The following is a 3,331-nucleotide window of genomic DNA, read 5'->3' as shown; positions in this document are numbered from 1 at the left end:
GGCGCCGGCCGTGCTGAACAGGCCCCACAGGGCGGCGTCACCACCGATACCACCGGCACCACCGGCGGTACCCAAGGTGACGGCTTCCCCACCGTCGCCGCCCACACCGCCGTGGCTGAACCAGGCGAACAGGCCGGCAGCACCACCGGCTCCACCGTCACCGCCGTCGAACCCGTCACCGCCGGCACCACCGTTGCCGCCGAACAGGCCGCCCTGACCACCAGCGCCACCGTCGAATACGCCACCCGTGCCATCGGCGTCCCAACCGGCACCACCGGTGCCGAAGATCCACCCACCGGCCGCGCCATCCGGGTTCTCCGCGGTGCCATCGGCGCCGTTGCCGAACGGCATCCACCAGTTGATCTCATTCCAGCTGAACGCCGCCGAACCCGGCAGGTCGAAGCCGGGCGCCCCAACACCGCTCAGATCCAGATCCGACAGGATCACATCCCAGACGGCCTGGTCACTCAGGTTGTCGAAGAACGGCGACCAACTGACCGGGTCCAGCACCAACTGCCAGGCATCCTGATCGGCCCAGTCGGCGCTCAGGGTGGTCAGCGCATCACCGAGGCCTTCGCCGAACAACTCGATGAGGACGTCATCGAAGTCCGCGTGGGCGGGCGCGGTGGTGACCGGTGCCATCCCAAATGCCAGGAAGGCACCGACGGCGCTGCCGGCACCGATCATCCGGCTGCTGCGACGCTTGAAGTCACTCCGACGGTGACGAGACATGGGCGATCCCCTTAACAGAACATATTTGCGGCATAGTCAGATCTTTGGGAAGTAGGTTAACAGTGATTCCGATACCGTCAACCCCTGTGCACCGATACGGAAGTCTGCACCATGAAGGCACAATTTGGCGGCGAAATCTGCCATCTAGGCCCGACGCCAGCAGGCACAGCGATTAACAAACGCTTGCCGCTCTCTCAGTAATGAGGGTTTCCACGTCGCCGCGTTGACCGGCTAAGGGGTTAGCCGCCGTTGCCGCCGGAGCCTGTCTCTGGCCGTGTATGGGTCCTGCCCGTCACCGAGGCACCTGGGAATTCCGTCCTGCCGCGACACGCGCCGTCGCCAGGCCTACCCGGTCGGTCCACCGTTGCTGCCGGCCGCATCTACGGGGGCGTGAGGTTGGAAGCGCGCATGTGCGTCCAGCAAACTTTCCGGTGGAAACCGAATGCCGGCGGAACGCGAGTGACGCCGGACGGTAGCGACCGCCAGCCCCAGCGTGGGTTAAACCCGTGGAGACAGACCAACGCGGTCGCCTCCGAAACGAGGCGACCGCGTTGGTTTCGCGTTGGCGGCTGTCACCGCCGGTGACGGGCCATCCGATCTACGGCGTCGGCGGGTTGTTCTGGCCGTTCTGCCCGATGGCCGGGGAATCGTGGTTCTGACCGGGCTGGGTGTAGAGGTCACCCTCGGTAGGCCCGCCCGCGGCCCCGCCACTCGGGGCGGTCAGGCCGCCGGAGGCGTTGCCACCGTTGCCGCCCTGCGCCACCCCGTCGACGATGGTCGTTCCGTCGGGTCCGGCACCGATGTTGCCGTCGGCGCCGTTGGCACCCTGGCTGTGCTCACCAGTGCCGTTGCCGCCGTTGCCGCCGGTCGCGGATCCACTGGCCGACGCGGGACCGGTGTTGCCGTTGACGGTGTCGAAGGCGTTGACACGCCCGTAGGCGCCCTTGCCACCGCTACCACCGTCGAGGCCGTCGCCGCCCTTGCCGCCGTGGGAGGTGCCGTTGACCACCGCCTGGTCGCCACCGGTATTGACAGACGCTCCGCCGCCCTTTCCGCCATCACCGCCACCGGTAGCGGCCCCACCGTTGCCGCCGGTTGCGTCACCGGTGGTGTCGCCACCGCCACCGCCAGCCGGACCGAAGAACGTGGTGATCTTGCCAGAGGTGACATCGGCGCCCCCGCCATTACCGCCGACGCTGCCGGCGTCCGTGCCGCTTCCGGCGTTACCGCCGGTAGCGCTGCCGGTGACGGTGCCGCCTGGGGCATCCTCGCCCGCGGTCATCTCTGCCCAACCGCCGGTGCCGCCCTGGCCACCGTCTATACCGGCGCCGCCGTTGCCACCCTTGACGGTGGCGTCATGCAAGTTGCCGCCGTTAGACGTCGCGGTGGCGGTGCCGCCACCACCGCCGACGCCACCGTTGGAGCCGCCGGCTCCGCCGAGCCCGCCGGTGACTTCGGTGTCATGAACCGTGCCGCCTGCTTGTGCCGCCAGAACCGCGGCGCCACCGATCCCGCCGGTACCGCCGCTGCCGCCCTCGCCACCTGTCACCGTCGCCGCGTCAACGGCACCGCCGCCGTTTGCCAAGGCATTGGCTGCCCCGCCGGCGCCGCCCGTGCCGTTGCCGTCTTCGCTCAAGCCAGACCCCGCCGCACCACCGGTGGCATGGGTGTCGGTGATCGTGCTGTCACTGCCGGTGGCGTTGACGGTCGCAGAGCCGCCAGCGGCGGAGTCACTGCCGACCACGCCGGTCGCGGAGCTGTCGGTGATCGTGCCGCCGTTCTCGGCCTGCAGCAGGCCGAACCCGCCGGCCCCGCCGTCGCCGGCGTTGCCACCCGTCGCGGAGCTGCCCATCACCACGCTGTTGTCGTCACCGAGCTTGCCCGCGGCGGTCACCTTGGCCAGGCCACCGGCTTGGTCGCCGACGCTGTTGCCGGCGGTGGCGGTGCTGTCCTTCACCGTGCCACCGACATTGGTGGCCTGCTGGCCCTCGTTGCCGGTTTCGACGCTGGCCCGTCCACCGGTGGCGCCGTTGACCCCGTCGGCGCCGTCGCCGCCGTTACCGCTGTTGGCTGTGCCGTTGATGACTACGCCGCCGGTCGAGTTGGCCTCGACACGGGCCTGGCCGCCGGCCCCACCGGTGGCATCGTTACCGGCGCCACCGTTACCGGCGTTCGCCGTACCGTCGGCGCTGCTGTTGACGCCCATGGCCCGGACCCAGCCCAGGCCACCGTTGCCGCCCTTGCCGCCGTCGGAGCCCGCACCGGCATTGCCACCGTTGCCGGCACCCGTGGCGGTCGCGCCGTCGTTGAGCGCCGCGACTGCACCGGTGCCGCCGTTGCCGCCGACACCGCCGTCACCAGCACCACCGACACCACCGGTCGCGGTTCCGAAGGCGTTGGCCCCGACCCCGCCGGCGAGAATGCCGCCGTAGCCGCCGACGCCGCCGGTGCCGCCGTTGCTGGCGTTACCACCGGTGTTGCCCTGCGCGACACCGTGGGCGATACCGCCGCCGCTGCCGCCGTAGCCGTTCTGGGTGTAGCCGCTGTTGATACCGGCATCGCCGCCGTTGCCGCCGACGCTCAAGTCGCCCGTGCCGGT

At 70.2% G+C, this 3,331-nt stretch carries 2 protein-coding genes; both read right to left on the bottom strand.

From position 1 onward, the window contains the following. Positions 1 to 732: PGRS repeat-containing protein (locus DQP56_RS25685; RefSeq protein WP_353617228.1), on the bottom strand; the 732-nt coding region annotated here is incomplete at its 3' end. Between the two features lie 598 nt (positions 733 to 1,330). Beyond that, positions 1,331 to 3,331 (bottom strand): beta strand repeat-containing protein (locus tag DQP56_RS24920; RefSeq protein WP_435673905.1); only part of this gene is annotated, 2,001 nt, incomplete at its 5' end.

Origin of the sequence: Mycolicibacter senuensis, from assembly GCF_003284925.1 — a bacterium.
Lineage (GTDB): Bacteria > Actinomycetota > Actinomycetes > Mycobacteriales > Mycobacteriaceae > Mycobacterium > Mycobacterium algericum_A.
The sequence above is the reverse complement of the archived record's forward strand: the minus strand, read 5'-3'. Positions and strand labels throughout refer to the sequence as shown.